This window comes from Psychrobacter glacincola, from assembly GCF_904846075.1.
Taxonomy (GTDB): domain Bacteria; phylum Pseudomonadota; class Gammaproteobacteria; order Pseudomonadales; family Moraxellaceae; genus Psychrobacter; species Psychrobacter glacincola_C.
Genome location: NZ_CAJGZH010000001.1, coordinates 370946 through 397681, shown reverse-complemented (window position 1 = coordinate 397681; position 26736 = coordinate 370946). Strand labels below are relative to the sequence as shown.

The following is a 26736-nucleotide window of genomic DNA, read 5'->3' as shown; positions in this document are numbered from 1 at the left end:
TATCTCGTAGAGCGCCCTTTTTTAGATAGCTATTGATAATTTTAGATAACAGGTTTCAAGTGACTATTAATTAATCCAGCTCAACCCAACATTGGCATAAAGCTCGCGGCAAAGCCACCAATAAACATCTCAAGCAAAATAAAAGCAATGAAGGCGACCATTGGTGATAAATCAATCATACCCAAGTTTGGCGTGATTCGACGAAATGGTGCCAAGATTGGCTCCGCTAAATTAACAATGATACCAATAATCGGATGCTGAGATTGGGTAAATACCACAATCCAGCTGACAATGATGGAACCAATGACGAGATAGCGACACATACGTAAAAAGTCTAATACCAAGCTGATAGTACCAGTGAAAAATAACGGTACAGGAGCGATACCTTTATGTGTCAGTGCTGCTTTTCCAGAGATATCGATCAAACGAATCAAAAACATCAAGACGATAGCCGCAATACTGATACGCCCTTGCCCGACGGTTGGGAAAATACGCCCAAACACATCGACAATGTGCGTTGCTTTATAGGCAGGTGCAATCATGGGGTTGCTGGCATCCATCCCTGCAAATTGCAGCATAAAGCGAATAAACACCAACATCATGGCGAAGGTGGTGACCAAATCAAAGATTTGAAATAACATGTTGTTCATGAAGTGCTACTCAATGTGACATTATTAACAAGTTTTGGGATGACGAATGTCATTGCTTGGTATTGGTGCTTAATATTGCTGCTTAGTATTACATCTCAGGCGCGTCATTCGCTTGTAGCAAATAATGCGCCTGATATAGGGATGATTATTTACTCATCTCTTCACTCAAGGCTTGGCTACGGTCATAGCAGGCCTGCATAGCCTCAACGATTTGACCACCGATATCATTAGCTTGCATTGACTCAACGGCGGCTTGGGTTGTCCCATTTGGCGAGGTGACCTTGCGACGCAATTCAGCAGGTGCGTCTTCACTATTCATCGCCATTTTTGCCGCGCCTAGCATGGTTTGCATAGCGAGCGCTGAAGCCTGCTCTTTATCCAAACCTAAAGCCACTGCCCCATCGACCATCGATTCAATAAAGTAAAACATATATGCTGGTGCTGACCCTGATACGGCGGTTACCGCATGCATGTGTTCTTCATTATCGACCCACATAACCAATCCTGATGCTTCCATCACCGCCGTTGCTAACTGCTTTTGTTCAGCAGAAATATTATCAGTACCGTACAGACCCGTTGCGCCCATTTGAATCATTGCAGGGGTATTTGGCATCGCGCGGACGATATTGTCATAGCCACCCAACATGTCAGATAAAAGCTCAGTCGACAAACCTGCTGCCACTGAAATCACCAGCTGCTTGTCTAAGACATCCGCAAAGCTACTGACCACTGCTTTCATCACTTGCGGTTTGACCGCCAGTACCACAATGTCAGCATCGATAACGGCAGCTTTTGCATCAGCAGTTGGATCAACCGTGTTCAATCCTTTAGCAGCCAATTGCTCACGCGCTTCACTGCTAGGATCAGCAACGGTAATTAAACTCGGTTTGACACCGCAGCTGACAAGCCCGCTAATCAAAGCCTGCGCCATATTACCGCCGCCGATAAAGCTGATTTTCTTATTATCTAATACTGACATACATGTCTCCTATTCAAAAATCCAAAGGTATTCAAACTAACATAATGATAGGTAAAATGACACTCAGTTTACCATACTGCTACTGGCATCGTTTGATAAATTGACGGTATCTAACTCCGTTGTAAGCTCCGTTGAATCACTTAATTGCCATGGACTATTGCACAACCAAACGGTTAACTTAACAAGGGCATTATATAAAATCAGTGACGGAGAGTACTATGTTTTTCATTCGTAAAGCTAACCCAGAGGATTATGCAGACATTGCTAACATTCACTTCAAAAGTTGGCATGTAGCCTATTTAGATTTGCTACCAGTGTCCTATATAAACGATAAAAACAACTTATGTAATAAGACAAAAATGTGGCAAAAGTTAATGGCGCATCCTGATGTTATTGTCTGGATAGCATATGATGTTCATAATAATAATTTGGGGTTTATTGGCTACTTCATTAATAATAAAAATTATGAAATTACCACGTTGTATGTTTTGCCCGACTATCAAGGATTGGGTATAGGCACTCAATTAATGACAGCATCATTACAAGCCCTCTTAGAATCTCATATCCATGCCCATTTTTATTTATGGGTATTAGAAAATAATGTGGCTGCTATTGATTTCTATCAAAAATTTGGCTTTGTAGGTAATGGCGAAAAGAGTGAAGAATGCTACAAAAGCATGCAAATAATAGATATCAAAATGGTTAGAAAACTTGATGCTCTGATGACTTGATGACCTAGCCCTAGATAACCTGACCTCCTAGAAGGTTTAGGTTACAAATATTAAAAAGCGTTATTGATGCTTAGACTGTTTCTAATAGCACTATTTCTCATAACATTGTTTCTAATAACACTATCTAAAACACCAGTATTGTCTATCGTGTCTATTAGCGATCTACTCGTCCCTAGTATCCAGCTCTCAAAAGGTGAAACCAGCAATAATGGCCACTCTTTATCCTGCTGTACGGATACGGCACTGACCACCACCAAACTCTCGCGCAACCATACAGGTACACCAAGCGTTTGATATAGTTTCTTGCCCGCTTGTGGACGTGATGCCAATGCAGTTTGCACACGCTGCTGACGACCTAATGGTGCAAAGGTAATCTCAAACTTCTCATCATCTTGGTCGCTGTCTAATAGCTCTGCCAAGGCATTTGGCATCATTTGCGCTTGCCAAATAAATTTATTATCCCTGCGTAAAGTAACTAATACAGGCTTGGCAGCCGCTGAATCAGTATCAGCCACAACAAAATTAGATAAGGGTTGAATCTGTTTGGTAAGCGGCAATGCTAACCACTTGCTCCACTCACTGCTTAAGCGATAAAGCTGCTGACGGTAGCGGCAAATCGTATAGGACTGCTTGCGAGCTTGCCAAAAAAGCACCGTTTGGTGATCAGGATCTTCACGTTGGCTTAGCATAAATACATCATCGACCAGCTGCTTAGCAGGCGGTAACGGTTCATCTTGACCGAGCCAATGATGCAATAGTTGGCGCTGACGATAAATGGGTAATGCTTGTAGCTTGTCTATATTTAGCACACGCTGGGCAGACGATAGCTGTAATGATGCTACCTCTATCTGCTGTAAATCTTCTGCCGCTTGTGCATTGATTATTAATTGGGCATCACGCAATAGCTGTGCGCTACGGGCGATATTGTCAATGACATTGGAATTATAGGTCGCCAATACTGGCATGATGTCGAGGCGTAGCCCACTACGTACATTATCGCCAGCATCATTGGTTGGATCATCGATATAAGGGAGCTTTAGCCGCTGAGCATAATTGCTGATATTGCCGCGTTTGACCGTCAGCCAAGGTCGCCATAATGCCATACGCTGTGTGCCTTGCGTTTGGATACGCCACGGCTGCATACCCGACAGACCATTCACCCCAGCGCCTTGTATCAGTCGCATCAGCACTGTCTCTGCTTGGTCATCGGCATGATGCGCTAAGAGCAATACATCATCTTGATTGAGTTGCGCTCGCATGACATCATAACGAGCCTGCCTTGCGGCTTGCTCATCATGACCATTCACTTGCGCACGTAAAATCCGACACGGTATCTGCTGCACTGCTGCCCAATGAGCGACATGCATCGCCCAAGTCTCACTATCTGCTTGCAAACCATGATTCACATGCAGCAATTGTGGCAAAAATGGCAACTTACCTTGGCGATAGAGCTGCACACACAGCGCAGCCAATGCTAATGAATCACGACCACCACTACACGCCAGCCAAATCCGTCGACCGTGCAGCTGTTCACCATATTCAGCCATACTACTCAATAATGCTTTTGCCAGATCGGCATCGACAGGCAAGTCTGCGATTGGCTTCATAGGATGCGAGAGGATTGCACTGCTGGTCATAATCAGCCTTATTTATTTAGCATGCATACATGAATTGACATATAAATTAATCTGCTCATACGTCAGCTACGACATCAGTTACAGCGTCAGTTAGCACCTATATTAACAGCCACAAAAAAACGCGCCATAAAATGACACGTTTTTATTTTAGCATTAAGACTCAGTCTCTAATATGAAAAGCTTTGTGTCCATGAATAGAGGCTTTGTAACAGAGGTGTCATAGCGACCAATTAAGCAGGCAACATCACTTCTGAGTTAAAGGTTTTCAGCTTCTCATAACGCAGCTCACAACGCGCGTGTGCGTCTAAATCTTTAATCTCATTTAACTGCTCAGCAATCAGTGCTTTCAAGGCGATCATGACTGGCTGCGGCTTGATATGTGCGCCTTCACCTTCTTCAATGACGGCATCAATCAGCCCCATCTGATATAAATTAATCGCATTTAATTTCAAGGCTTCACTAGCATCTTGTGCTTTTTCAGCTGTTTTCCACAGGATAGAGGCACAGCCTTCCGGAGAGATAACCGAATAAATACTATTTTGTAGCATATTGACTTTGTCACCAACGCCAATAGCCAACGCCCCACCTGAGCCGCCTTCACCGATGATAGTCACGATAATAGGCACTTTTAGGCTAGAAAAAACAGCGATACTTTCGGCAATGGCTTGCGCTTGTCCGCGCTCTTCAGCGCCGATACCCGGATAAGCGCCTTGGGTATCCACAAAGGTCATCACAGGGATATTAAAACGCTCAGCCATTTTGACCAAACGAATCACTTTGCGGTAGCCTTCAGGATTGGCCATGCCAAAGTTATGAGCAATACGCTCACGGGTGCTGCGACCGCGATGTTGACCAATTACCATCACAGGCTGACCATCAAAACGCGCCAGACCACCAAGAATGGCTTTGTCATCAGCAAAAGCACGGTCACCGTGCAGCTCATCGAATTCGGTAAACAGCTGATTAACATAGTCCATAAATAATGGACGCTTGGCGTGCCGTGCAAGCTGCACACTATCCCAGACAGTGCTCATAGACGCTTCCCTTTAATAATTATACTTAATGTATTTATGTTTAAGAATAATATCGTTATCGATTTTTAGATAATGAAAGTACAGTTGTAAACTCAATAGAAGCTATAGTAGCACATCTTAAATGGCATGACATTACTGACAAAGCCGCTTTTGTTACGTTAATCTATAGCATACTCATTACAATAGTAACAGCACCGTGTTGATCGCTCAGTACAAACCAGCGCTATCTAGCCCTCAACCACGCTCAGCGTCACGCCCCATTTAGCAAACTGCTCAATCTCAGTATGCAGATCCGGCAATAAGAAAGCATAGTGCTCGCTGCTATCGGCAACGGTGATTTGCCAGCAATGATCATCCATGGCTTGTAACTGTAATTCTGGTAATTCATGATCGCTGCGGCTGTGATGCGCCAGTACAGCCAAACGTAGCAGCAGACAAAGATAAACAAGCTGATTACCACCGATAGTACAGGTCTGCTCTAACATATCGGCTTTGAGCTTACGACGATGATTGAGCATCAGTTGTGCCATGCGCTTTTGATCGACTTGCGAGAATCCTGGAATATCAGAATACTCAAGCAAATACGCGCTGTGCTTATGATAACTACTATGACTGATGGCCAATCCTATCTCATGCAAGAAAGCCGCCCGTCTGAGTAAATCACAATCATCATTGGTAAGGGCGAGCTTCTCCTTCACTTGCTCAAATAAATGGCGACTGGTTTTTACCACTTGTTTGGCTTGTTTTTTATCCCCTGAATAACGCTTGATCAGCGCCAGCACACTGCGGTCACGAACATCTTCGCTAGCAAAGCGTCCAAGCATGTCGTACATCACACCTTCACGTAGTGCACCATCTGAGTAAGTAATGGTATCTACACCCAGCACTTTCATGACTGCACGCAGTACCGCAACGCCTGCTGGGAAGACGGCTTTGCGATGTTCCTTAACGCCTTCTAAATCGATGTCATCGACGTTGCCAATTTTAAGCAACAGCTTCTCTAACTTTTTGACACCTTTATAAGTGATGCGCTCTTGCTCATCAGCCCAGCCCTTAGAGACCAGCACATTACGTACCGCTTTAATCGTCCCACTCGAGCCAACCACACTACTCCAGCCCAATTTTTGATAACGACCCTGAATCGCTAACACTTCTTTGCGAGCGGCTGATATCGCATTATTAAAGGCTTCTTTCGTGATTTGACCATCGGCAAAGTACTTCTGGGTAAAGGCGACACAGCCCATCTGCAAACTCTCGGTCAATAGCGGATCGAACTCTTGACCAATGATAAACTCTGTCGAACCGCCACCAATATCGATGACCAAACGCTTGTCACTACTGGCATTGGTGTGTGAGACGCCCAAATAAATCAAGCGCGCCTCTTCTCGTCCCGCGATAATCTCAATGGGTTTCGGCAATATTTTATTGGCACGGGCAATAAAGTCATTGGCGTTTTTGGCTTGGCGTAAAGCATTGGTCGCAACCACGCGAATGCGTTCGGGTGGCACCGAATCCAAACGCGCCACAAATCGGCTCAAACAGTCGAGACCTCGCTGTGCAGCTGCCGCACTTAAGATATTATTCTCATCCAAGCCTGCGGCGAGCTGGACTTTTTCAGACATAGAAACGACTTTTCGCACCTCACCATGGTCAAGACGCGCAATGGCCAGATGAAAACTATTGGAACCGATATCAATGGCTGCCATCATTTCATCATCAGCAAGCGGCGGATTTGTAAGGTAGTCAATAGGCATAAGAGGAATCGTTACCGTGTTGGATAAAAGGGAGAGGATATGGGTTAAAAATCAGACGATTAAGTCATATAAACATCGTAGCTGCACCAAATAGTGCCATTTACGCAAAGCGCCTCACGTATTTGACGCAATTTTCGCCATTAAAGCATTTATGCCAAACACTGGCAAGTGACCCAAATGCTAATTAAGCAGCAAGCGCATCATCATCAAAATAACAAATGCGCCATAAACATCCATTGCTTGTGTTAAGGATAGCGTTTTGCTACATTAAAAACGACCAATATTATAATAAATAACAGTTACTTAATGACCGCCTAGCCGTTTCAGTAAAACAGAAGGCCCTCTAATTACTCGCCCTAATATCTATACTCAAGAAACGATTAGCAAGGAAGCTAAACAAATGAATCAAACGACCACACAAAACACTACCAAAAACGCCGATACTCAAGCGGTCAGCAATGCTAAAAAAAACATGATGACAACCGTCAGCCCAACAAAGCAGAAATTTTATGACTTCTATTTAGCTGAACATCAAAACATGGCTTGCCGCCGCTTACATTTCGCCGGTAGTAGCTTTGGCTTATTGGGACTCGCAAAGTCGGTCAAAACCGCTTCACCAAAACCATTACTTAAAGGCATCGCTGCTGGATATGCTTGCGCTTGGGTCGGTCATTTTTTCTTTGAAAAAAACAAACCTGCCTCGTTTAAATTTCCTTTAAAAAGCTTTGCTAGCGACTTTCGTATGTACAGTGATGTCCTACGCGGTAGACTCAGCTTAAAAGACCGTAAATTTGATAAAATCGGACGATGATAACTCGCCCCTAGCCCAACTAACGTAAAGACTTACGTAATATTTTTCCTACCGCCGTTTTGGGCAATTCATCGATAAACTCGTATGACTGCGGGCGTTTATAACCTGTTAAACGCTCGCTTGCGAAGCTTTGTAACTCTTCTACCGTTAGGCTCAACTCCTTTTTAACCACAAACGCTTTGGGTACCTCGCCGCTGTGCTCATCTGCAATACCAACCACCGCGACTTCAAGTACTTTCGGATGCTCTGTCAATGCCGCTTCCACTTCGTTTGGATAGACGTTAAATCCTGAAACCAGTATCATGTCTTTTTTGCGATCCACCAGCGTCAAAAATCCATGTTCATCTAGCACACCAATATCACCTGATTTAAAGTAGCCATCCTTTGTAAAAGTATCTGCATTGTCTCGTTGCCAATAACCACGCATGACCTGCGGGCCTTTAATACAAACCTCGCCCCGTGTACCTATTGCACAAGTTGCACCTTGTTCATCAATGATTTTAATATCCATCATCGCAAGTGGCAGACCAACGCTACCGTTGAAACGATCTATATCAGGTGGATTAAAAGAGATAACTGGTGCAGTTTCAGACATGCCGTAACCTTCATTGATAATCATACCAGTGACTTGTTGCCACTGATCAGATACGGCTTTGATGATTGCGGTGCCGCCACCAATAGACAGTGCCAAGCGACTAAAATCAAGGTTGGTAAACTTTGGACGATGCAGCATACCAATAAATAAGGTATTAACCGAAGGAATGACATGCGGACGATGCTGCTCGATGGTATTGACTAGTCCATCGATATCACGCGGATTGGTGACCAGTATGTCTTCCCAGCCGCCATAAATGCCTAGTAAGCCGCAAACGGTAAATGAGAAGATATGATAAAGCGGCAACGGATTGAGTATTTTGATCTGCTCGCTACGACCCGCTTCAATCGCATGACCAAACATCGCATAACACTGACAGACATTGGCCATGACATTGTAATGCGTGAGCATCGCGCCTTTTGGCTTGCCGGTCGTGCCACCCGTATATTGCAATAAAGCTAAATCTTCACGCTCAATAGTAACAGGCTGATATTGCTCAGCGTGGTATGCACTCATAATATGGGCAAAGCTTATATTCTGCTCTGAGATATAGTTTACAGCATTATCGGCTGTGGTTTGGTTGGTTTGATTGAATTGACGAGTAGTATCGGCTGACGGTTCAAGTTGGGTAAGCAAAGCAATATCGTTATCAGCAGGTGCAGCATTCGGATTGACGGAACAATGTACAACCAATGACAGTTGCGCTTTGACTGCATCATCTAACTGATCGTAAGCAGAGGTCATACCATCGAGGACAATCAGCACACTAGCTTGAGCATCCGTCAGCTGATGCGCCAATTCATAATGGGTATACATCGGATTGACATTCACCAATACCGCGCCTGCTCGCAGACAACCAAGTAACACCACGGCATACTGCAATATATTGGGTAACTGCACAGCGACACGGTCGCCTTTATTGATTCCTTGTGCTTGCAAAAAAGCAGCAAAGCGGCGGCTGGCAATATCCAATTGTGCAAAGGTAAGGGTGGCAGGCCCCATACTAAAAGCTACAGAATCACTATGCTGATCTATCTTAGGTTGCAACAAATCTAGCAGGTTGTGCTTGTTCTCTAATACATCTAAATTATTTCTTATTCCATATTTCTCATATGAGGCTTGCCATAACGGTGGCGTATTACTGCTAGGTATATCATTAGTGCTTGTAGTCATCAGTTGGCGTCCTTGCTCAATTGTCTTGATTCATCTCAGAATAGCATAATTTATTGTTTATTTTGCAATCACCCAAAGAAGGAATTGTCTTCGTCCTAGTTTTTTAATTTATGCAATCATCGTCAGAAAATCTTTATCTTTTATAGTAAAAATCACAAAAGGATAAATATTGGGCACAAAAAAACCAGCATGATCTCTCATACTGGTTCTTGTAAGTACATACATTTTAAACAGGTCTTAAATAAACAAGGTTCTGAATAAATAAGGTTCTGAATAAACAGTTACGCTTTTGCCATTTCTGCAAAAATCTCGTCAGCAGCTTTAATCGACGCATCAATATCTTCATCGCTATGCTTGATAGACATAAAGCCTGCTTCATAAGCAGAGGGTGCCAAATAAATTCCGCGATCTAGCATGCCGTGAAAGAACGTATTAAACACTGTCATATCGCACTCTGTCACGTCATCGAAGTTCTTTGGCGTGTCAGTCTCATTGTCTTTCACAAAGAACATGCCAAACATGCCGCCCAATTTATTGGTACGCATGTTGATGCCGTGTTTGTCAGCCGCCGCTTGAAAACCGTCTACTAGACGATCAACTTTCGCTGCTAACTCAGCATAAAAACCATCTACGGTTAAGTCTTCAAACATCGCGATACCCGCACGCATTGCCAGTGGATTACCTGACAATGTGCCAGCTTGATAGACGCCGCCGAGTGGCGCAATGCAAGACATGACTTCTTTTTTACCGCCGAAAGCACCAACGGGCAGGCCTGCACCGATGATTTTACCAAAGCACGTCAAATCAGGATCAATGCCGAAATGTGCTTGTGCACCACCAAGGCCGACGCGAAAGCCCGTCATGACTTCGTCAAAGATTAATACTGCGCCATTGGCAGTACACTCGGCACGCAACGTATCATGGAATTCTTGGGTCGGAATGACCATATTCATGTTGCCAGCGATCGGCTCTAAGATCACGCAAGCGACTTCTTCGCCCCATTTCTCAAAGCAATCTTTAATCGCTTGTGGGTCATTATAAGGAATGGTAATGGTATGCTTAGCAAAATCCGCTGGCACGCCTTTTGAGGTTGGCTCGCCAATATCAAGCATGCCCGAACCTGCTTTTACTAACAGGCTATCTGAATGCCCATGATAGCAGCCTTCAAACTTAACGATTTTGTCACGTTGGGTATAGCCACGAGCCAAACGAATTGCACTCATGGTCGCTTCTGTACCTGAGCTAGTCATACGAATCATCTCAACGCTTGGGACAATTTCGCAAATTTTATCGGCAACAGTCGTTTCAAACGGCGTTGGTGTACCAAAACTTAAACCATCATCAGCTGCTTTTTTGACCGCATCAATCACTTTAGGGTGTGCGTGTCCCAAAATCATTGGACCCCAAGAGCCGACATAATCGATATAAGCATTGTCTTCGGTATCATAAATTTTGCTACCGTTAGCACGGTGCATAAAAATAGGCGTGCCACCAACACCAGCAAAGGCACGGACGGGCGAGTTTACGCCGCCAGGAATATGTTTGCGGGCTTGCGCAAATAGCTGTTCGTTTTTAGTGCTCATCATTATTCTCTACTTATTATTTCTTTAATATTGATTCTGTCTTATGTTATTAAAAATAACTTTGCTGCTTGTTGTTAATGCTTAGCAGATTTTTAAAGCACATTTAATAATTTATGCTTTTTTGACCACAGAAGATTTAAGCTTCATCGGGCCAAAACCATCAAGTTTACAATCAATATCATGACCGTCAGACGCATCGGGCAGCAGGCGAATACCTTTTGCTTTAGTACCGACTTTAATAACAATCGATGAACCTTTGACTTTTAAGTCTTTAATCACGGTGACGGTATCGCCATCTTGCAGCTCATTTCCGACCGCATCACGAATGACCGCGTCTTGCTCTTCAGCTTGTGCCGCATCGGTTTCAGCCGCAGTCCATTCATGAGCACACATAGGACATACCAGTAACGCACCATCTTCGTACGTATATTCAGCATCGCATTTTGGGCAATTGGGTAAGCTCATAATTTCCTCGTCAGCCGTGATAAATTGGGTGTATTCTAGAGCTAACATTGTACCGTAACTTGCCAGCTTTAACCAATCGCTTCGCTTGTAAATGCGGTGCTGTGACTAATTGATAGATTCGCTCATGTCTTACAGCGGACATTTTTTATCACACAGTGTTTTGTGGTACTCTGCTTTAACTAAATCTGGTTTGATGACCATGTACTTTTAGATGGTAAAACCTCAATATTTACTTTAGCAATGACTTTAACAACTCAGTATTCACCACCATATCTGAGGCTATGGCTACTGATAACGATAGCGACTTATGAATAGGATAATAATAATGACTCAATCAAACGTATCGACCCTCTCATCAACATTGCCACAATTTGTTCAACTAACGATTCAAGGTGAAGATGCAGAAAAATTCTTGCAGGGTCAGCTAACCTCTGATGTCACCAAGCTCGGACTCAGCTATCAAGCAACGGCGCTTAGCAATTTAAAAGGTCGCATTGATTTTGGTCTTTGGATAAAAAAACAAGCCGAAAAGCATTATGATGTGGTTATCAGTGCAGATTGCGCTGAGGCTTTTCAAGCCCATTTAAAAAAGTTCGGTGCCTTTTCAAAGTTTGATACCAGTGCGCCCGCGCCCATTTATCCTTGCGTGCTTGATGAGGTGCCAACTTTTAGTCATCAGGAAGACCACAATACGCCAGCCGATACCCAAGCGTGGATGCAAGCGAGTCTTGCCATTGGCAACTATTGGATAGTTGCTGCAACCCAAGGTCTGTTTCAGCCACAAGAGCTGCGTCTGCATCAGCGCGGCGGTATGGACTATGACAAAGGCTGCTATCTTGGTCAAGAAGTGATTGCCCGTATTTATTTTAAGGCAGCGCCAAAAGCGTTTTTACATTATGTCAGCGGCGCAGGTGACGTGCCAGCAGCCGGTGACAAGCTAGAAAAAATTCAGGTGGTCAATGCGATTGCCGATGACACTATTAATGGTAATGGTTTTAAAGCATTGGTCATTGCCCGTCCAGAGCATTTAGCCGATAGTGAGTTTACGATATTAGACTTACCGCCAGCGCTGCAAGCCGATGTTGCGCGTCAAAAATAGTACGACATGATGAGTGACGCGTAATAAGCAGTACTCTTCAAAACATTTTTACTAAAAAAGCAGCAGAGTAATCTATGACCCATATTGCGGTACTCGGAGCGGGCGTGGTGGGCGTGACCACCGCATGGTATCTTCGCCAAGCAGGCTACGATGTGACCGTCATTGAGCGTGAGCCAGCCGCCGGTATGCAGACCTCATTTGCCAATGGTGGGCAAATATCTGTCTCGCACGCAACCCCTTGGGCCAATCCAGCGGCTCCAATGAAAGCGCTTAAATGGCTGTTTCGCGAGGATGCACCGCTGTTGTATCGCTTGCGTGCTGATAAGGCGCAGCTTAAGTGGGCGATGCAGTTTTTGCAAGAATGCCGTGCAGATAAAGCCGATGCCAATCTGGTACAAATGGTACGTTTAGGCTTGTATTCACGAGATACACTACAACAGCTGCGTGCTGATATTGGTATTGATTACGAGCAGCAAACGCGCGGTATTATGCATTTTTATACCAATCAAGCGGAATTTGATGCCGCCATTGCGCCAACGGAGCGCATGCAAGCGTTAGGCTGTGAGCGTCATGTCATCGATATCAATAATGCCGTAAACCTAGAGCCTGCGCTTTACCCTATTGCTCATAAGCTAAAAGGTGCGACTTATACCAGCCGTGATGAATCGGGTAATGCCCATTTATTTACCCAGCGCTTAGCCGAGCGCTGCATCGAGGCTGGCGTTAAGTTTTTATACGATACCGAGATTCTGGCGTTAAACACTGACGCCCATTCTGCTCGCCCGCATATCCATAGTATTACCATTAAACCCAAGGGCGAAAACGCGCAAACCTTTAGTGCAGACAGCCATGTACTGGCATTGGGCAGCTATAGCGTATCGCTCATGAAACCGCTGCATATTCATCTACCTATTTTCCCTGCTAAAGGCTACTCGGCCACTTATCAAATCAACCCCCGCGCCCCGCATCTAGCACCCTTTATCAGTCTCATTGATGATGAGTTTAAGCTGGTGACATCACGCCTTGGTGACAAGTTACGCGTCGCTGGAACGGCAGAATTTAACGGCTACAATTTGGATTTAAATAGCACGCGCTGTGCAGCCATTACCCGCCGTGTGCAGCAGTTGTTTCCCAAAGGTATCATTGCCAATTCTGTGCAATATTGGACAGGGCTACGTCCGATGACACCTTCTAATGTGCCGTTAATTGGGCGCGCGCACAGGGGTCAAGTCCGTCATGGTAGTCATAATATGAATGCTGGTTTTGATAATTTATGGCTCAATACGGGTCATGGTACGCTTGGTTGGACCCATGCTTGTGGTTCGGCAAAGGCTATCAGCTTATTGATACAAGGTGAGACGCCGCCAGTAGATTTTGATTTTGTTGGCTTAAGATCGTAAAAATAAGAAACGTAAGAATAGGAAATGTAAAAAAGGCGCTACCAATATAAGTCAACGCCCTTTTTCTTTATATGGAAGACTTTTATTCTAGAACTATTTTATGCAGCGCTCCCTGATTCCATATCAAAATTAACATCAGAATCAGCCGTCTCCAAATCAACCACTTCTGGCTCAATCGCTTCCAATTGTACTGGTACACCATTGACTGCCGCATTGCCACTTAGCTGATCGATTAAGGTATCGTCTGTCAAATCATTGACACTGACACCCGCATGCGCTTGAGCGATTTTCTGTTTTACCCCTTTACGGCCATGACCCCACCCATGAGGGATACTCACGACATTTGGCATCAGCTCATCCGTCACTTCTGCTACGATCGTCACACTACCCACACGCGACGTTACTTTTACGTTTTGACCATCCTCAATACCGTACTCTTTCGCCGTTTCAGGATGCAGCATCAAAGTACAGCGCGGCTTACCTTTTACCAAGCGATAGCTGTTGTGCAGCCACGAGTTATTACTGCGTACATGACGACGACCGATTAATAAAATCTGCTTGTTGTCATAGTCCTGCATCATCGCCTGTACGCGCTCTAAATCTGCTCGATAAAAATCAACATTAAGATGAATCTGCTTGTCTTTGTGTTTTAACGCTTGTGGCAGCATGGTTTTGAGCGATCCCAAATCAATACCATGCGAATTTTTCTTCAATTGCTTTAGATTGAGACCCTTATAAGGCCCACGTTTTAGACCTTGATTAAGCACAAACTTCGGACCCAAAACTTTTATTATTAGGCGTTCGACTTTGGTTGCAAGTACGGCTTTTTTATCCAAGCGTTTTGCCAGCTCTAAGTAGATTTGCCAGTCATGTTTGGCGCTTCTTTGCTTAGCAAACAATGCCTTTGAATATTTGGCGACGTTATGGACAGCAAAATTGTTAAAGGTGACGTCATAATGATCGCGCTCTAGTGGCGATACCGGCGGCAAAATAATATGCGCATGACGGCTGGTTTCTGTGACAAAGTAGTCAATAGCGACCATAAAGTCTAAGTTGGCAAAAGCCGTATCTAACTTTTCACCATTGGGCGTGCTGAGTACAGGATTGCCCGCGACAGTCATAAATCCTTTTAACTGTCCTGCCCCTTCTACCAGCATCTCATCCGCCATTGCCACCACTGGATAATCACCGTTAAAATCAGGCAAGTTACTCACGCGGCTATGACGCTTACCTAAATAACCTGGGCCAGAGTTATTGACCACATCAACCGCAGGATTAGGGAACATTAGACCACCCACTTCATCCAAGCGACCTGTGACAATATTAATCAGCATAATTAGATATTGGCTTAATAAGCCAAACTCTTGCACCGATACACCCATGCGACCGTAGCAGACCGAGCTTTCTGCTTCGCAAAACTCTTTGACGAGTCGTTTAATCTCGCTTGCCGCAATGCCAGTAATCTCAGCAACGGACTCGGCGCTATAGTCTTTGGCAAAGTCTGCAATGCGCTCAATCTCTGGCGCGAGCGCTGCCGCTCTATTATTGTTAGCACGTGCCTTGCCTGCATAACCTTGTAAATAGATTTCATTGAGCATGGCAAGCAAGAGTAAGACATCTGTCGCTGGGCGGATAAAATGATGCTCGCTAGCAATATCTGCCGTTTCGGTGCGTCTTGGATCAATGACTACCACTTTACCATCACGCGCTTTGATATCTTTTAGTTTTTGACGCATATTTGGTGCGGTCATAATACTGCCATTAGACGCCAGCGGATTGCCACCAATGATGAGCATATATTGGGTACGATTGACGTCAGGCACAGGGATGCGCAGCATATGCCCGAACAGATGCATGCAGACGATATGGTGCGGCAACTGGTCGATGGAAGTCGCAGAAAAGCGACTGCGCGTCTTAATACTGGTTAATAGATGCTTAATGGTTAACATGCCGCCCAAATTATGGACATTAGGATTGCCTAAATAAATCCCGAAAGCGTTTTGACCATGTTTTTTCTGTACCGACTGAATACCAGCTGCCACCTTATCTAACGCCTCAGCCCAACTAATCTCTTTCCAACCGTTAGCGGTTCTCTCAACGGGATGACGCAGGCGATCACTGTCTTCATGCAAGTCTTGCAAAGCAGTCGCTTTTGGACAAATATACCCTTTAGAAAATGGATCGTCTTTATCGCCTTTAATCGATAATACTTTTTTTCCATCGTGCTTGATGACAATTCCGCACATTGCTTCACACAAATTGCAGGTTCTAAAATGTGTTTGTTCATCCGTGTGACTCTTTTCAATAGCCATGGTCGCGCTCCCTGTTATTTTTTACTATAGTCATTCCACTATAAAAGTATTACTGCGTTACCCTCGTTTGAAGTATTAAATAGACAGCTACACTCGGTTGCCTTGTACTACTCTTAAATTGAATCGACTATATCGCTTTCACTATATAAATTCCGTTTTATAAGTTTAATATGGTTACTAAATTTGCTCATCTTAAAACTATTGAGCATTAGTTAAAGCTAAGCATTACTAAAAATTAATAAGCTAAATAACTAGCCATATACTCTGTGTCTATCTTTGGTGAAAAAATGGCTAAAAACGCCATCAAAGTTTTTGCACAATATCTCAATGGCTTGCTGCCGTGAATAACGCTGTTGATGACAGCCCAATATCAATTCATGTACTTGGGCGGCAGCGATATCGACACAGAGATGAACGTCAGATTCGTCAAAAGAGCACTCGGCTGACTGCAATCCCTCTATAAATATCTTAGTCCACTCGTCTCTTATCTCTATGATTAGACTTCCCAACCCGTTACGTTCTATGTTTGAATCAAAGCGCAGACTGTCTTCGAGCAAACGTTGAAATAAAGTGATGTTTTGAAAGGCGGCATCAAAAATCAATGTTAGGCATTCCTGACAACGCTCATTGAAATCCTCTTTAGACAGCGTTGGATAGTCTTTAAGCATATCTACCCACGCCATGCGCATCGGAGATAAATAATTGCCTTTAAGTTGCTCGCTTAACACCTGCTGCAACGCATCTAAACTATCAAAATGATTATAAAAACTTGGCTGAGCAATACCTGCGCCTTTCGCGATTTTATTCATGCTCATACCAAGAGCGCCCTCTACGCTATACAGCTGCAAGGCACTTTTGAGTAACGTATGACGCGTTTTCGCCTTTGCCAGCTCGCGTTTTGTTTCCGGTTTTTTAGCACTTACGCTGTTAAGTACATTCACTATCAATCTGCCCCAACTTAATCTACAAAACAATTGTTATTTCAACTATAAGGCTATAGTCATTTAAACAAGAAGTCTATCACTAAATGTTTAACCTTACTTATTCTTAATAATTCGTTTTAACCCGTCCTAAAGTAATCATAAAAAAAACAGCCGCCACATTTATGATGACAGCTACTTTTTTTATTCCTATATTTACAGCGTGTTACGACGTCATTTTTTATAAATCATCGCCAGACTTGTTGATTCTCTTTACGTATGTCACTGATAAAACACTTCATTCATTACACAAATGGACGATGCATAACATAGCTGTGCAGATTTCCATAATGGAGCAACACTCTCAACATTGCATATACAGACATGGCGATGGTGAGCACTTATATTAGATATCACCAGTTAGCTGATTAATAAGTACTGATAGCAGCTGAGTAAAATGTCGATTAAAGACAGATGGAATAATTGTCTCAATAACCAATTTTATAATAAAAGAAGGAACATAAAAATGAACGAACATACTCTAAAAGGTGAATGGAACCAAATAAAAGGCTCAGTAAAACAAAAATGGGCTGATCTTACTGATGATGATTTATTACACGTTGAAGGTAGCCGTGATAAATTGGTCGGAAAAGTTCAAGAACGTTATGGTCACAGCAAAGATGATGCTGAACGTGAAGTAGATGCATGGCGTACTGAACATAAATACTAGTAGATAATCATGCTTGTAAGAAGTATTAAGATAGAAATTTTATAAGCAGATTATTTAAACGAAAACCGCATTAGTTTCTAATGCGGTTTTTTTATGCTGGACTTATCACCAACTTGATTTATATCACATAATTTTAAGAGATAAAACTCAAAGTCCAGACACGATAAAACCGCATAGCAATTAACTGTTATGCGGTTTTATTGTTAACCATCCATGTTACCTATCACTACTGTTTCCCATGCATCCTTGCATAATATTCAGTATATTGTGATACTGGGCATCCTGCCCTTTTTACTACAACTACCAGCATTAACTACTGATAGCAGCAAAGGGTATGTGTCCTTACTCCACTTATCATTATCATCCTGATGCTAATAAGTGAATCATTATCCTTAATGCGGTTAACTCAATCCTTGAGTCACATTCCCTAATGCCGTGTGACTATAATGCCTAATTCCTAACCTGATGTTAAGTCGCGTAAGCGTCATTACGTGTAAGCATATGCTTACATGATTTATATTCGTTGCTTTGATTACAACTTATTAACGCAAAAGACACTAATCATCAAGCTTTGTCCATTATGATAGATAATGTAAGAAAATATTTCAAAGCGCATAATGGTAATGACGATGGTAATAATTAATTTGCCAGTAAGTTATGAATACGATTATATGAACAATTTACAGAGTGCGTACGTGCTCGGCTATCACCAGCAATGATGCGACGGGTAATTTAAAAATATTATAGGATATTGGATCATGAAAACTCTAAAGCCTTTCTCAATTAAGACCGTTATATCTACTAGTCTTGCGATTGCATTATTGGGCACTACAGTTGGGTGTACCGTCGTCGGTCCAGGATATGATAATTATCCAGTATATGGTGGTAATGATGATTATGGTAACACTGACTATAACCGTATTAGTCAAAAGCTACGCGCTGATCTGCGCCGTAAAGGCTATCAGGTTATGGATATCAAATCCGATAACTACCGTGGCAATCGCATAATGACCGCTTATGCCAAAAAGAACAACCAAGCATACGAGCTAAAATACACGTATCCTGATCTAAAACTTATTAGCTCGAATAAAAAAGTTTGGTCTAATGTTTGGCAAGACGATAGATATGACAAAGACCATTACAAGAAAGACAAATATAAAAATAATGGCAAGCATAAGAATAATAAGCACTATAAGAATGACGATATCGAAGATAGCATTAAAAGAGACTCGCGTTATCCAGCAATTAAACAACGTGCAATCAATAAAATACAAGGCATGGGCTATCGGGTCAAAGACATTGAGCTGGAAGAAAAGAACGGACGCGGCGTGTTCGAGATTGAAGCCAAGCGCGGCTCGCAAGAGTATGAAATACGACTTGGTTACCCAAATTTAAATGTGATTAAGATTGAAAAAGACTAGGGCATGTCTTCCATTCAATTGATAGTTATAGTCAATCCTATATAAATCAGATACGGTATCAGGCTCGCTTAGTCTACTACTTATAGTACTTTCGCTTGCCTTCTTTGTATCTAAACTAGATTGAACCGACTATATTTAAGTACATTAAAAATGAGATAAGTAAAACAAAGCTATTAAATAAAGTTTTTGGCATCATTGACTACTTGATGCCTTTGGTCAAATAAGCCAGCCCTTGGTTTATTTGACCCTTTTTTATAAGAGACGCAAAAACATCTTTGACATCATAAGAGGATTTGATGAACCACCATACTTTATTAAAAACCACTACTACAGCTAGTATGATTGCAGTGTTGCTGACGATAACGACTGGCTGTGTCACCGCATCTGGTTATAATGCTTACGGCGACCTTTACGAAAATGTTTATAAAGACAGTAAGGTCTACAAAAAGCACAAGAAGACCATCAACTCCATTGATAAAGAGCTTTATCAGCCTGCTATCGAGCAAAGGGCTGCCAATAAAGTCAGCAATATGGATTATCGAGTCAAAGACGTCAAATACAAAAAAGGTGACAGTAAAATAAAAGTAAAAGCCAAACGCGGCAGTGAAGATTACAAAATCGAGCTTGGCTATCCGAGTTATAACGTGATTAAGATCAAAGAGGACTGATAGCTAACCCTAAAAGTCTAATACCTCAATCACATCATAGGCAGGCGTTTCATAAGGATGCGCCTGCTTTAACGCCTCGACGACCTCTTTAATATCAGCATCAGCCACTACCATTTCTACCCGCCACTCCTCAACGGTTTCCAGTCGATCATGTGCTCCAATATTTGGATTACTGCCTGCCAGTGGCATAAATTGACCTGTCCCCTGCACTTGCCAACAGCACTGTTCATAATTGCCAATCATCCCAGCGCCCGCCGAAAACAAAGCGGACTTTACCTGCTCTAATGCTGTATCTGGAATAAAAACCGTTATTTTATACATGTATTACTTCCTTCCAGTCTATTTAGAAAAACAGCCATCAACTATCAATCTTACTATTTTTTGGATAACGAAGGATGGTCCGTCCAAATGTAGCGTAATAACCACTCTTTTGCCTCGCCCGCATAATCAATACCAATCCGTGGACGCAGCGATACTGGCGGCTTGCAACCGTCTTCTTCTACCCAAACAGCTGATGCTGGATGAATGGATTTGCCATACAAGTCACGGTCGATTTGTAAACGCTTGGTCAGCTTACCGGGACCAGCGAACTGCTTGGAATGAATCAGTTGTTGATCTAAGCTCAATAATTGCTCATCTCGCAGGCGATCACTATCTTCTGCTAAAAACCCAGCGCGTATCAGCACTGACTCAGGGGAGTCGATAGCACCACTGATTAAATTGAGCATATGATGGACGCCATAAGTCAAATACACATAAAAAACGCCACCTTGCTCATACATGATTTCAGTGCGCGGCGTTCGGCTGCCTGCATGTGAATGACAAGCGGGATCGCCCGCACCGATGTAAGCTTCGGTTTCTGAGATACGCATACGTAGTATTTTAGGCGTGCCATCCGTATCTAACAGCTTTCTACACAGCACTTTACCTATTAAGTCAGCAGCGACCACACAGGTTGGTCGAGTAAACCATGATGGCTCTAAAATAGTAGGCTGCGCCGTGGAAGTTTGAGGCGTTGACATTAGTAATGACCTTTTATGCTTTTATATCATTGAGTAATTAATAAGTTAGCATAAAAATACAGCAAGGTATGGCACACAGTGTTTAAGGAATGTTTAAACAAACCTTGCAAGGTCGATATAGCATTCAAAAAGATGATTTTTGCTGAATGAATAAGCATAAAAAAGGAAGAATGAGGTAACATTGGAATGAGGAATAAAACGTAAACTTAGACAAAAAGGAAGTCAAAAAATGAAAGGGATTACACGCTTCTCGAATAGCTTGATGGAAAAATATTTACCAGATCCATTTCTGTTCGTCATTATTTTAACCTTGGTTATTTTTGTAATGGGCTTAGGTTTAACCGACTCTTCGCCGGTACAGATGGTGGCGTTTTGGGGTGAAGGCTTCTGGGCTTTGCTGGCATTCTCAATGCAAATGGTGTTGGTGCTAGTAACTGGTTTTGTATTAGCAAGCAGCCCCATATTTAAAAAAGGGCTGGGTAAACTTGCCAGTTTCGCAAGCTCGCCAGGTAGTGCGATTATACTGGTCACCTTAGTATCGCTTGCAGCAAGCTGGATTAATTGGGGATTTGGCTTGGTCATTGGGGCATTATTTGCCAAAGAGCTGGCGAAGCGTGTCGAAAATGTCGATTACCGTTTATTGATTGCCAGCGCCTATTCTGGATTTATCATTTGGCATGCCGGATTCTCTGGGTCGATTCCATTATCCATTGCAACAGCAGGCCATCCCTTCGTTGATAAAATCGGTGTTATTCCAACAAGTGCGACCATCTTTGCTAGCTATAACCTAATTATCGTTGCAGCATTGGTGATTATCATCCCTTTCTTAAACCGTCTGATGATGCCAAAAAAAGAAGATACGATTACGGTAGATCCAAAACTTCTAGTAGATCCTATCCCTGAGGATCTGCCAGCCAAATCGGATATGACACCAGCAGAACGTTTAGAAAACAGCTGGATTTTATCAATGGTCATTGGCGTATTGGGCATCGCCTTTATCGTGTATTATTTCGCACAGAACGGTTTTGCTCTAACGCTCGACTTGGTTAACTTTATGTTCTTGTTCCTTGGTATTATATTTCATGGTACACCTCGCAAGTATTTGATTGCGGTTCAAGAAGCGGTTAAAGGTGCAGGCGCTATCATCGTCCAATTTCCTTTTTATGCAGGCATTATGGGAATGATGACAGCTTCGGGGTTGGCAGGTGTGATGTCAGAAGCATTTGTCAACGTTTCAACAGCGGAGACGCTACCACTTTTTGCTTTCCTCAGTGCAGGACTCGTCAACTTTTTTGTTCCTTCAGGTGGTGGACAATGGGCAGTACAAGCACCAATCATGTTAGAAGCGGCGGAAATGTTGGGTAGTGATCCATCACGAGTTGCTATGGCTGTAGCATGGGGTGATGCTTGGACAAATATGATTCAGCCATTTTGGGCATTACCAGCACTGGCGATCGCAGGTCTAAAAGCCAAAGATATCATGGGCTTTTGTGTCATCGTGCTGATTGTCAGTGGTGTTGTGATTGGTTTAGGATTATTGTTTTTATAATAAATCCTATAACTCCAACCTTAACTATTTTAATAAAGAGGTTGTTCTTATCTTTAGATAATAATGAAGTAAATCAAATAGCAGTGGAGCTATTCAGAATAGCCATATTTGATAATAACGACTACCTTTAGGTCAAAGCCTTTATATTATTAGTCGTAAGATAAACACGAAGATTAATTTAAAAACACAAAAAAACTGAGCACATGGCTCAGTTTTTTTACGCTAGAGATTGACCTGCAATGCAGTGCCAATCAAACATCTAGCTTAATGGCACACCAATACGTCTAGCCACTTCTTCATAAGCTTCAATGACATCGCCTAATGATTGACGAAAGCGGTCTTTGTCCAGCTTCTTCTTAGTCGTCTTGTCCCAAATACGGCAGCCATCTGGTGAGAATTCATCCCCTAAGACGATACGGTCATGGAACACACCAAATTCTAGTTTGAAATCAACTAGTATCAAATCACCTGCTTCGAATAACGCCTTTAACACCTCATTTACTTGATGAGTCAGCTCTTCCATTCTTGCCAGTTGTGCTTCGGTTGCCCAGCCAAGAGACACAGCAAGTGACTCATTGACCATTGGATCACCCAGCGCATCATCTTTATAAAACAATTCATAAGTAGGCGGCGTCAATGCTTGCCCTTCTTCTAAGCCCAAACGACGAACCAAGCTGCCCGCAGCAAAGTTACGAACCACGCACTCAACTGGAATCATCTCTAAACGCTTGACCAATACTTCATCTTCAGACAATTGCTTTTCAAAATGCGTTTCGATACCAGCATCAGCCAGTTTTTGCATGATGAAAGCGTTAAAACGATTATTAACGACACCTTTGCGTGCTAATTGCTCAATACGCTTGCCATCAAGCGCTGAAGTATCATCACGGAAATGTAAAATCAAAAGATCATTATCTTCAGTTTCATAGACAGATTTGGCTTTGCCTTTATACAGCAGTTGTTGCTTTTGCATTATGGGAGTTCCTGTTCGTTCAAGCTTATGTGGTAAAAACGCGCAGCGACCGCTGATTTTTGTATGACAGAATGAATAATATTTACATTAATCACTGTAAAATGTCAGCGGTATAAATAGGGAATAGCTTTAATTCGAAGGACTACTGACAGCGCGCTCAGGCTTCGGTAGCTGGTACTGATTACCTGATTCGTTCTGTAATTTCAGCGTATTTACACCAGCATTAGGAGTTGCATACAAAGGTACAAAAGGCGCTGGTTCTTTGTTAGCAGGCAGCTCTATTGGCACAAGCTTTTTGCTTTGCTGATATTCTAAACTACCATTGTCACGCTTACCAAGTAAGTTTTTAGCACTTTGGCAACCGCTCAATACTAAGGTACTTCCCAATATTAAGGTCAGCAGCGCAGGGAATATTTTTGCAGTCGGTGATGATGTTTTCATCATATTATCTCTCTGAGTTAGCATTTACACGCATCATTTTATAATAAGTTCGCACGCACCAAGGCTTCATCAATAGTGGCATGATGTTGTTCAGCCAACCATACCAAAGGCAGACGAATACCAGTATCTATCATACCCATTTTATGAAGCGCATATTTGGCTGGGATAGGACTTGACTCAATGAACAAGTCACGGTGTAAATGCTTGACCACATCATGTACTTTATGAGCCGCATCAAAATCACCACGAAGCGCCGCTGTAAAAGTCTCGCTCATCGCTTTCGGGGCGACGTTGGCAGTGACTGAGATATTACCTTTACCACCAAATGTCATCAAATCAAGCGCCGTACTGTCATCGCCAGATAGCACGACGATTCTATCGCCAACTGCTTTGATCAATTGCTCACCGCGAGCAATAGAGCCTGTGGCATCTTTAATTGCGACGATATTATCGATATCAGCCAGACGTTCTACGGTCTCTTGTGCAATATCAACGACCGTACGTCCTGGCACATTGTAAAGCATCTGCGGGATATTTACCGCGCGCGCGATAGCCTTATAATGTTGGTATAAGCCTTCTTGTGGCGGCTTGTTATAATAAGGCGCAACCAATAATGCACAATCTGCACCAGCGTCGGCAGCATCTTGGGTCAGCTTAATGGCTTCCATCGTATTATTGGCACCTGTTCCAGCAATCACTGGTACACGACCTTTGACATGCTGAACAAAGTAGCGAATGACATCGCTGTGCTCTTGCATAGATAATGTCGCTGACTCGCCAGTAGTACCAACGGCAACGAGACAATGTGTGCCTTGCTCAATCTGCCAATCTATGAGATCCGCCAGACGTTTATAATCAACCGTGCCGTCAGGATGCATGGGCGTTACCAAGGCTACCATTGAGCCTTGTAGTCGGGTTTTGATCTCGTCGTATGCTGTGCTCATAACCGTGCCTTACTGTATTATCCTAGCTTTTTTCAAAGCTGTCACATGATAGGTCGTTGGCAAGTGTCAATGATTACGTCTACACCTGTACTCATATTGTGTACATTCATAGGCGCCATTGGCAATATCTTGCTTGATATTAATGCTAAGTATTTTTTATTATCAATCTTTTTCTATGATAAAAGCGTTAACAATATAGATGCTAAAAATCGTCTTGGCCTTATTTTTGCCAATGACCGACAACGCTTATTTAATACTAAAAATAGAATAATAAAAACGCCTGCTAGTGTAGCATATTTTGATTTGACCGCTATCAATCAATTAACGTTCAATCAATTGAATTGCTGACATGCCATTACAACCTACAAACCAACAGCCTTATTATTCAACTCTCAGTTTAGCGCAATGAATCAGCGCTGATAAGTCTTTTGAGTCATGTTAACGAATCGTCAACACATCGATAGTGGGGCGATACAAGCGAAAAGGCAGCCCTCGTGTACCGATACCGCTACTGACAAATATCTGCGCACTGCCGTGTTGGTATAAACCTCGCTGCTTGCCCATGCGGCTATTATTTAACAGGGTTGACTGCTCGCTACTACGTGCGATATTTTTTTGTTTTTGTGCCAACCATATATTTTTTTGAATCGCCTTTGCTGCACCAGTAATCAATAGTGGTCGTGGTTGTAAGGATTTTGGCAAATCGCTAATACTATCAAATCGTGAAGCCAAGATGATGACGGGCTTCGTGGTATTAGCAATTTCAGCACCAAGTGCGGCTTTATCAGACGCATTTGCACCTTCAATATCAGCAAACTGTTTAGGAATATCTTGCCAGCCGCAAAGCACGGCGACGGTTGGGCTATTTTCCAAATTTTGCTGTCTAAAACCCTCTTTATTATTTTTAGAATAGCTCGCATCGGGCATTACTGAAAGCGCATTAGTAGCCCCAGTACATTTGAGTGGCAGCGAGGTACACTGCTGACCGATATAGCTGATATCAAGCACATCAAAGGCACTAGACAACGTATCTTCTAATAGCGGCTGTCCTTGTTTAGTTGTATTAATCGATTGATAACGCAAGTCTGAGGTACTCATCACTGTATAAATAGGCTTATTAACCCCTTTAAACAACATGAGCTGACCCACTAAATCAGCACTTGGGTAATACAACCAGTCGCCCGTAATCAGCACCGCATCTGCTGGTAACGCATTGATGGTAGCAACCAATTTACGAATATGACGCGGCTTGCCGCTATACAAGCCTATGCGTAAATCAGCCAATACGGCAACCGTCAGCGGTGTGGATAAATCTAAGTCGATTGCATGATGATCTAAACGTAAACGATTGGGTTGTATCACTACAGTATAAAAATAGAACCCCATTGCAAATACAGCCACTAGCACGAGTGGTAGTGATAGCTGCGCCAGTATCGGCAGCATGTCTTGCGACCAACCTATCACCAACAGCAAAGCCCAAACGGGCATAGTATAGGCAGCATAATAGAGTGCCAACTTCAACCAAATACGCATAAAACGTTTGGTAGGATTGGCATTGAACGTTTGTAATCCTGACCACAGTACAATATACGCAAGCAATACTGCTGTCGTAGAGATACTTAGGATATAAAGAGCATGGTCAGTCATAATTACCTGATGGTTACGGAAGGGTATGAGCCGAGCAACTGGCTTACCCTATATTAGAACGTATAGAGCGATAAATAAATCGCTCAATGAATAAGTTAGTGACAATGTTAGATTATTTTAAGTCATGGGTAAAAAAATCAGCCATTATAGGGGTCGAGCTCTATCATAGACAAGTAGAATTATTGACGCGCCTGTTAT

General features: G+C 42.9%; 25 protein-coding genes. 9 read left to right on the top strand and 16 right to left on the bottom strand.

What is annotated here, in order from left to right:
- Positions 1 to 80: 80 nt before the first annotated feature.
- A complete protein-coding gene (locus tag JMW85_RS01745; protein ID WP_060490268.1) occupies positions 81 to 650 on the bottom strand; it encodes a YggT family protein in 570 nt (189 codons plus the stop codon).
- A 145-nt stretch (positions 651 to 795) separates the two neighbouring features.
- The gene (gene proC, locus JMW85_RS01740) at positions 796 to 1629 is read right to left on the bottom strand and encodes a pyrroline-5-carboxylate reductase (protein WP_201580768.1); all 834 of its coding nucleotides are present in this window, start codon (positions 1627 to 1629) and stop codon (positions 796 to 798) included.
- A 218-nt stretch (positions 1630 to 1847) separates the two neighbouring features.
- On the opposite strand from proC, the gene JMW85_RS01735 reads away from it, so the two are divergent.
- Positions 1848 to 2360: a GNAT family N-acetyltransferase gene (locus tag JMW85_RS01735; protein WP_201580767.1), complete on the top strand. Its 513-nt coding sequence runs from the start codon at positions 1848 to 1850 to the stop codon at positions 2358 to 2360.
- 50 nt (positions 2361 to 2410) lie between these two features.
- On the opposite strand, the gene tilS is transcribed toward JMW85_RS01735, so the two are convergent.
- The 3 genes from tilS to ppx form a co-directional block, all read right to left on the bottom strand.
- Entirely contained in the window at positions 2411 to 3997 is a 1587-nt protein-coding gene (gene tilS, locus JMW85_RS01730; protein WP_201580766.1) for a tRNA lysidine(34) synthetase TilS, read from the bottom strand.
- 230 nt (positions 3998 to 4227) lie between these two features.
- Positions 4228 to 5031 (bottom strand): acetyl-CoA carboxylase carboxyltransferase subunit alpha, encoded by an 804-nt coding sequence (locus JMW85_RS01725; RefSeq protein ID WP_201539471.1) that lies wholly within the window; start codon positions 5029 to 5031, stop codon positions 4228 to 4230.
- 227 nt (positions 5032 to 5258) lie between these two features.
- On the bottom strand, positions 5259 to 6785 hold the full coding sequence (gene ppx, locus JMW85_RS01720) for an exopolyphosphatase (protein WP_201580765.1): 1527 nt from the start codon (positions 6783 to 6785) through the stop codon (positions 5259 to 5261).
- A 472-nt stretch (positions 6786 to 7257) separates the two neighbouring features.
- Between ppx and JMW85_RS01715 the strand changes: the two genes are divergently transcribed.
- Complete coding sequence (locus tag JMW85_RS01715) at positions 7258 to 7596, top strand: DUF962 domain-containing protein (RefSeq protein WP_227676045.1); 339 nt, start codon at positions 7258 to 7260, stop codon at positions 7594 to 7596.
- Between the two features lie 19 nt (positions 7597 to 7615).
- Here the strand turns inward: JMW85_RS01715 and JMW85_RS01710 are convergent, their stop codons facing one another.
- From JMW85_RS01710 to JMW85_RS01700, 3 genes are all read right to left on the bottom strand, one after another.
- Positions 7616 to 9364, bottom strand: a complete 1749-nt coding sequence (locus JMW85_RS01710) for an AMP-binding protein (protein WP_201580763.1) — start codon at positions 9362 to 9364, stop codon at positions 7616 to 7618.
- A 281-nt stretch (positions 9365 to 9645) separates the two neighbouring features.
- Positions 9646 to 10947, bottom strand: coding sequence for a glutamate-1-semialdehyde 2,1-aminomutase (hemL, locus tag JMW85_RS01705; RefSeq protein WP_201581221.1), 1302 nt, complete (start codon positions 10945 to 10947; stop codon positions 9646 to 9648).
- A 111-nt stretch (positions 10948 to 11058) separates the two neighbouring features.
- Entirely contained in the window at positions 11059 to 11412 is a 354-nt protein-coding gene (locus JMW85_RS01700) for a zinc ribbon domain-containing protein YjdM (RefSeq protein WP_055123598.1), read from the bottom strand.
- Between the two features lie 325 nt (positions 11413 to 11737).
- Between JMW85_RS01700 and ygfZ the strand changes: the two genes are divergently transcribed.
- Positions 11738 to 12511, top strand: coding sequence for a CAF17-like 4Fe-4S cluster assembly/insertion protein YgfZ (ygfZ, locus tag JMW85_RS01695; RefSeq protein ID WP_201580762.1), 774 nt, complete (start codon positions 11738 to 11740; stop codon positions 12509 to 12511).
- Between the two features lie 74 nt (positions 12512 to 12585).
- Complete coding sequence (locus JMW85_RS01690) at positions 12586 to 13911, top strand: D-amino acid dehydrogenase (RefSeq protein WP_201580761.1); 1326 nt, start codon at positions 12586 to 12588, stop codon at positions 13909 to 13911.
- A gap of 98 nt (positions 13912 to 14009) precedes the next feature.
- Here JMW85_RS01690 and JMW85_RS01685 read toward each other — a convergent pair whose 3' ends face one another.
- Positions 14010 to 16223: a molybdopterin oxidoreductase family protein gene (locus JMW85_RS01685; protein ID WP_201580760.1), complete on the bottom strand. Its 2214-nt coding sequence runs from the start codon at positions 16221 to 16223 to the stop codon at positions 14010 to 14012.
- Between the two features lie 251 nt (positions 16224 to 16474).
- Complete coding sequence (locus JMW85_RS01680) at positions 16475 to 17164, bottom strand: TetR/AcrR family transcriptional regulator (protein WP_201580759.1); 690 nt, start codon at positions 17162 to 17164, stop codon at positions 16475 to 16477.
- 505 nt (positions 17165 to 17669) lie between these two features.
- Here JMW85_RS01680 and JMW85_RS01675 point away from each other — a divergent pair.
- From JMW85_RS01675 to JMW85_RS01665, 3 genes are all read left to right on the top strand, one after another.
- Positions 17670 to 17873 carry a CsbD family protein gene (locus JMW85_RS01675; RefSeq protein ID WP_045443240.1) on the top strand — a complete coding sequence of 68 codons (204 nt, stop codon included), beginning with the start codon at positions 17670 to 17672 and terminating at the stop codon, positions 17871 to 17873.
- A 758-nt stretch (positions 17874 to 18631) separates the two neighbouring features.
- On the top strand, positions 18632 to 19294 hold the full coding sequence (locus JMW85_RS01670; protein WP_201580758.1) for a PepSY domain-containing protein: 663 nt from the start codon (positions 18632 to 18634) through the stop codon (positions 19292 to 19294).
- Between the two features lie 296 nt (positions 19295 to 19590).
- Positions 19591 to 19962: a hypothetical protein gene (locus JMW85_RS01665; protein WP_201580757.1), complete on the top strand. Its 372-nt coding sequence runs from the start codon at positions 19591 to 19593 to the stop codon at positions 19960 to 19962.
- A 9-nt stretch (positions 19963 to 19971) separates the two neighbouring features.
- Here the strand turns inward: JMW85_RS01665 and JMW85_RS01660 are convergent, their stop codons facing one another.
- Together JMW85_RS01660 and JMW85_RS01655 are read right to left on the bottom strand one after the other, a co-directional pair.
- Positions 19972 to 20283 carry a P-II family nitrogen regulator gene (locus JMW85_RS01660; protein ID WP_201580756.1) on the bottom strand — a complete coding sequence of 104 codons (312 nt, stop codon included), beginning with the start codon at positions 20281 to 20283 and terminating at the stop codon, positions 19972 to 19974.
- A 53-nt stretch (positions 20284 to 20336) separates the two neighbouring features.
- The gene (locus tag JMW85_RS01655; protein WP_201580755.1) at positions 20337 to 20984 is read right to left on the bottom strand and encodes a DNA-3-methyladenine glycosylase; all 648 of its coding nucleotides are present in this window, start codon (positions 20982 to 20984) and stop codon (positions 20337 to 20339) included.
- 229 nt (positions 20985 to 21213) lie between these two features.
- Between JMW85_RS01655 and JMW85_RS01650 the strand changes: the two genes are divergently transcribed.
- The gene (locus JMW85_RS01650; RefSeq protein ID WP_201580754.1) at positions 21214 to 22533 is read left to right on the top strand and encodes a short-chain fatty acid transporter; all 1320 of its coding nucleotides are present in this window, start codon (positions 21214 to 21216) and stop codon (positions 22531 to 22533) included.
- Positions 22534 to 22792: 259 nt separating this feature from the next.
- On the opposite strand, the gene purC is transcribed toward JMW85_RS01650, so the two are convergent.
- From purC to dapA, 3 genes are all read right to left on the bottom strand, one after another.
- Complete coding sequence (gene purC / locus JMW85_RS01645; RefSeq protein ID WP_198330896.1) at positions 22793 to 23506, bottom strand: phosphoribosylaminoimidazolesuccinocarboxamide synthase; 714 nt, start codon at positions 23504 to 23506, stop codon at positions 22793 to 22795.
- 129 nt (positions 23507 to 23635) lie between these two features.
- Positions 23636 to 23950 carry a hypothetical protein gene (locus tag JMW85_RS01640; protein WP_227681635.1) on the bottom strand — a complete coding sequence of 105 codons (315 nt, stop codon included), beginning with the start codon at positions 23948 to 23950 and terminating at the stop codon, positions 23636 to 23638.
- A 35-nt stretch (positions 23951 to 23985) separates the two neighbouring features.
- Positions 23986 to 24891 (bottom strand): 4-hydroxy-tetrahydrodipicolinate synthase, encoded by a 906-nt coding sequence (dapA, locus tag JMW85_RS01635; RefSeq protein WP_201580752.1) that lies wholly within the window; start codon positions 24889 to 24891, stop codon positions 23986 to 23988.
- A gap of 45 nt (positions 24892 to 24936) precedes the next feature.
- On the opposite strand from dapA, the gene JMW85_RS01630 reads away from it, so the two are divergent.
- Positions 24937 to 25239: a hypothetical protein gene (locus JMW85_RS01630; RefSeq protein ID WP_201560753.1), complete on the top strand. Its 303-nt coding sequence runs from the start codon at positions 24937 to 24939 to the stop codon at positions 25237 to 25239.
- Between the two features lie 90 nt (positions 25240 to 25329).
- Here the strand turns inward: JMW85_RS01630 and JMW85_RS01625 are convergent, their stop codons facing one another.
- A complete protein-coding gene (locus tag JMW85_RS01625) occupies positions 25330 to 26538 on the bottom strand; it encodes a hypothetical protein (RefSeq protein ID WP_201580751.1) in 1209 nt (402 codons plus the stop codon).
- Positions 26539 to 26736 lie beyond the last annotated feature (198 nt).

Coding starts and splice junctions, on each gene's coding strand:
- JMW85_RS01670 (WP_201580758.1), top strand. CDS start 18,632: ATGAAAACTCTAAAGCCTTTCTCAATTAAGACCGTTATATCTACTAGT.
- proC (WP_201580768.1), bottom strand. CDS start 1,629: ATGTCAGTATTAGATAATAAGAAAATCAGCTTTATCGGCGGCGGTAAT.
- JMW85_RS01625 (WP_201580751.1), bottom strand. CDS start 26,538: ATGACTGACCATGCTCTTTATATCCTAAGTATCTCTACGACAGCAGTA.
- JMW85_RS01665 (WP_201580757.1), top strand. CDS start 19,591: ATGAACCACCATACTTTATTAAAAACCACTACTACAGCTAGTATGATT.
- JMW85_RS01685 (WP_201580760.1), bottom strand. CDS start 16,223: ATGGCTATTGAAAAGAGTCACACGGATGAACAAACACATTTTAGAACC.
- JMW85_RS01655 (WP_201580755.1), bottom strand. CDS start 20,984: ATGTCAACGCCTCAAACTTCCACGGCGCAGCCTACTATTTTAGAGCCA.
- JMW85_RS01715 (WP_227676045.1), top strand. CDS start 7,258: ATGATGACAACCGTCAGCCCAACAAAGCAGAAATTTTATGACTTCTAT.
- ppx (WP_201580765.1), bottom strand. CDS start 6,785: ATGCCTATTGACTACCTTACAAATCCGCCGCTTGCTGATGATGAAATG.
- JMW85_RS01640 (WP_227681635.1), bottom strand. CDS start 23,950: ATGATGAAAACATCATCACCGACTGCAAAAATATTCCCTGCGCTGCTG.
- JMW85_RS01745 (WP_060490268.1), bottom strand. CDS start 650: ATGAACAACATGTTATTTCAAATCTTTGATTTGGTCACCACCTTCGCC.
- JMW85_RS01710 (WP_201580763.1), bottom strand. CDS start 9,364: ATGACTACAAGCACTAATGATATACCTAGCAGTAATACGCCACCGTTA.
- JMW85_RS01675 (WP_045443240.1), top strand. CDS start 17,670: ATGAACGAACATACTCTAAAAGGTGAATGGAACCAAATAAAAGGCTCA.
- JMW85_RS01660 (WP_201580756.1), bottom strand. CDS start 20,283: ATGTATAAAATAACGGTTTTTATTCCAGATACAGCATTAGAGCAGGTA.
- JMW85_RS01735 (WP_201580767.1), top strand. CDS start 1,848: ATGTTTTTCATTCGTAAAGCTAACCCAGAGGATTATGCAGACATTGCT.
- hemL (WP_201581221.1), bottom strand. CDS start 10,947: ATGAGCACTAAAAACGAACAGCTATTTGCGCAAGCCCGCAAACATATT.
- JMW85_RS01630 (WP_201560753.1), top strand. CDS start 24,937: ATGATAGGTCGTTGGCAAGTGTCAATGATTACGTCTACACCTGTACTC.
- ygfZ (WP_201580762.1), top strand. CDS start 11,738: ATGACTCAATCAAACGTATCGACCCTCTCATCAACATTGCCACAATTT.
- tilS (WP_201580766.1), bottom strand. CDS start 3,997: ATGACCAGCAGTGCAATCCTCTCGCATCCTATGAAGCCAATCGCAGAC.
- JMW85_RS01700 (WP_055123598.1), bottom strand. CDS start 11,412: ATGAGCTTACCCAATTGCCCAAAATGCGATGCTGAATATACGTACGAA.
- JMW85_RS01725 (WP_201539471.1), bottom strand. CDS start 5,031: ATGAGCACTGTCTGGGATAGTGTGCAGCTTGCACGGCACGCCAAGCGT.
- purC (WP_198330896.1), bottom strand. CDS start 23,506: ATGCAAAAGCAACAACTGCTGTATAAAGGCAAAGCCAAATCTGTCTAT.
- JMW85_RS01690 (WP_201580761.1), top strand. CDS start 12,586: ATGACCCATATTGCGGTACTCGGAGCGGGCGTGGTGGGCGTGACCACC.
- JMW85_RS01650 (WP_201580754.1), top strand. CDS start 21,214: ATGAAAGGGATTACACGCTTCTCGAATAGCTTGATGGAAAAATATTTA.
- dapA (WP_201580752.1), bottom strand. CDS start 24,891: ATGAGCACAGCATACGACGAGATCAAAACCCGACTACAAGGCTCAATG.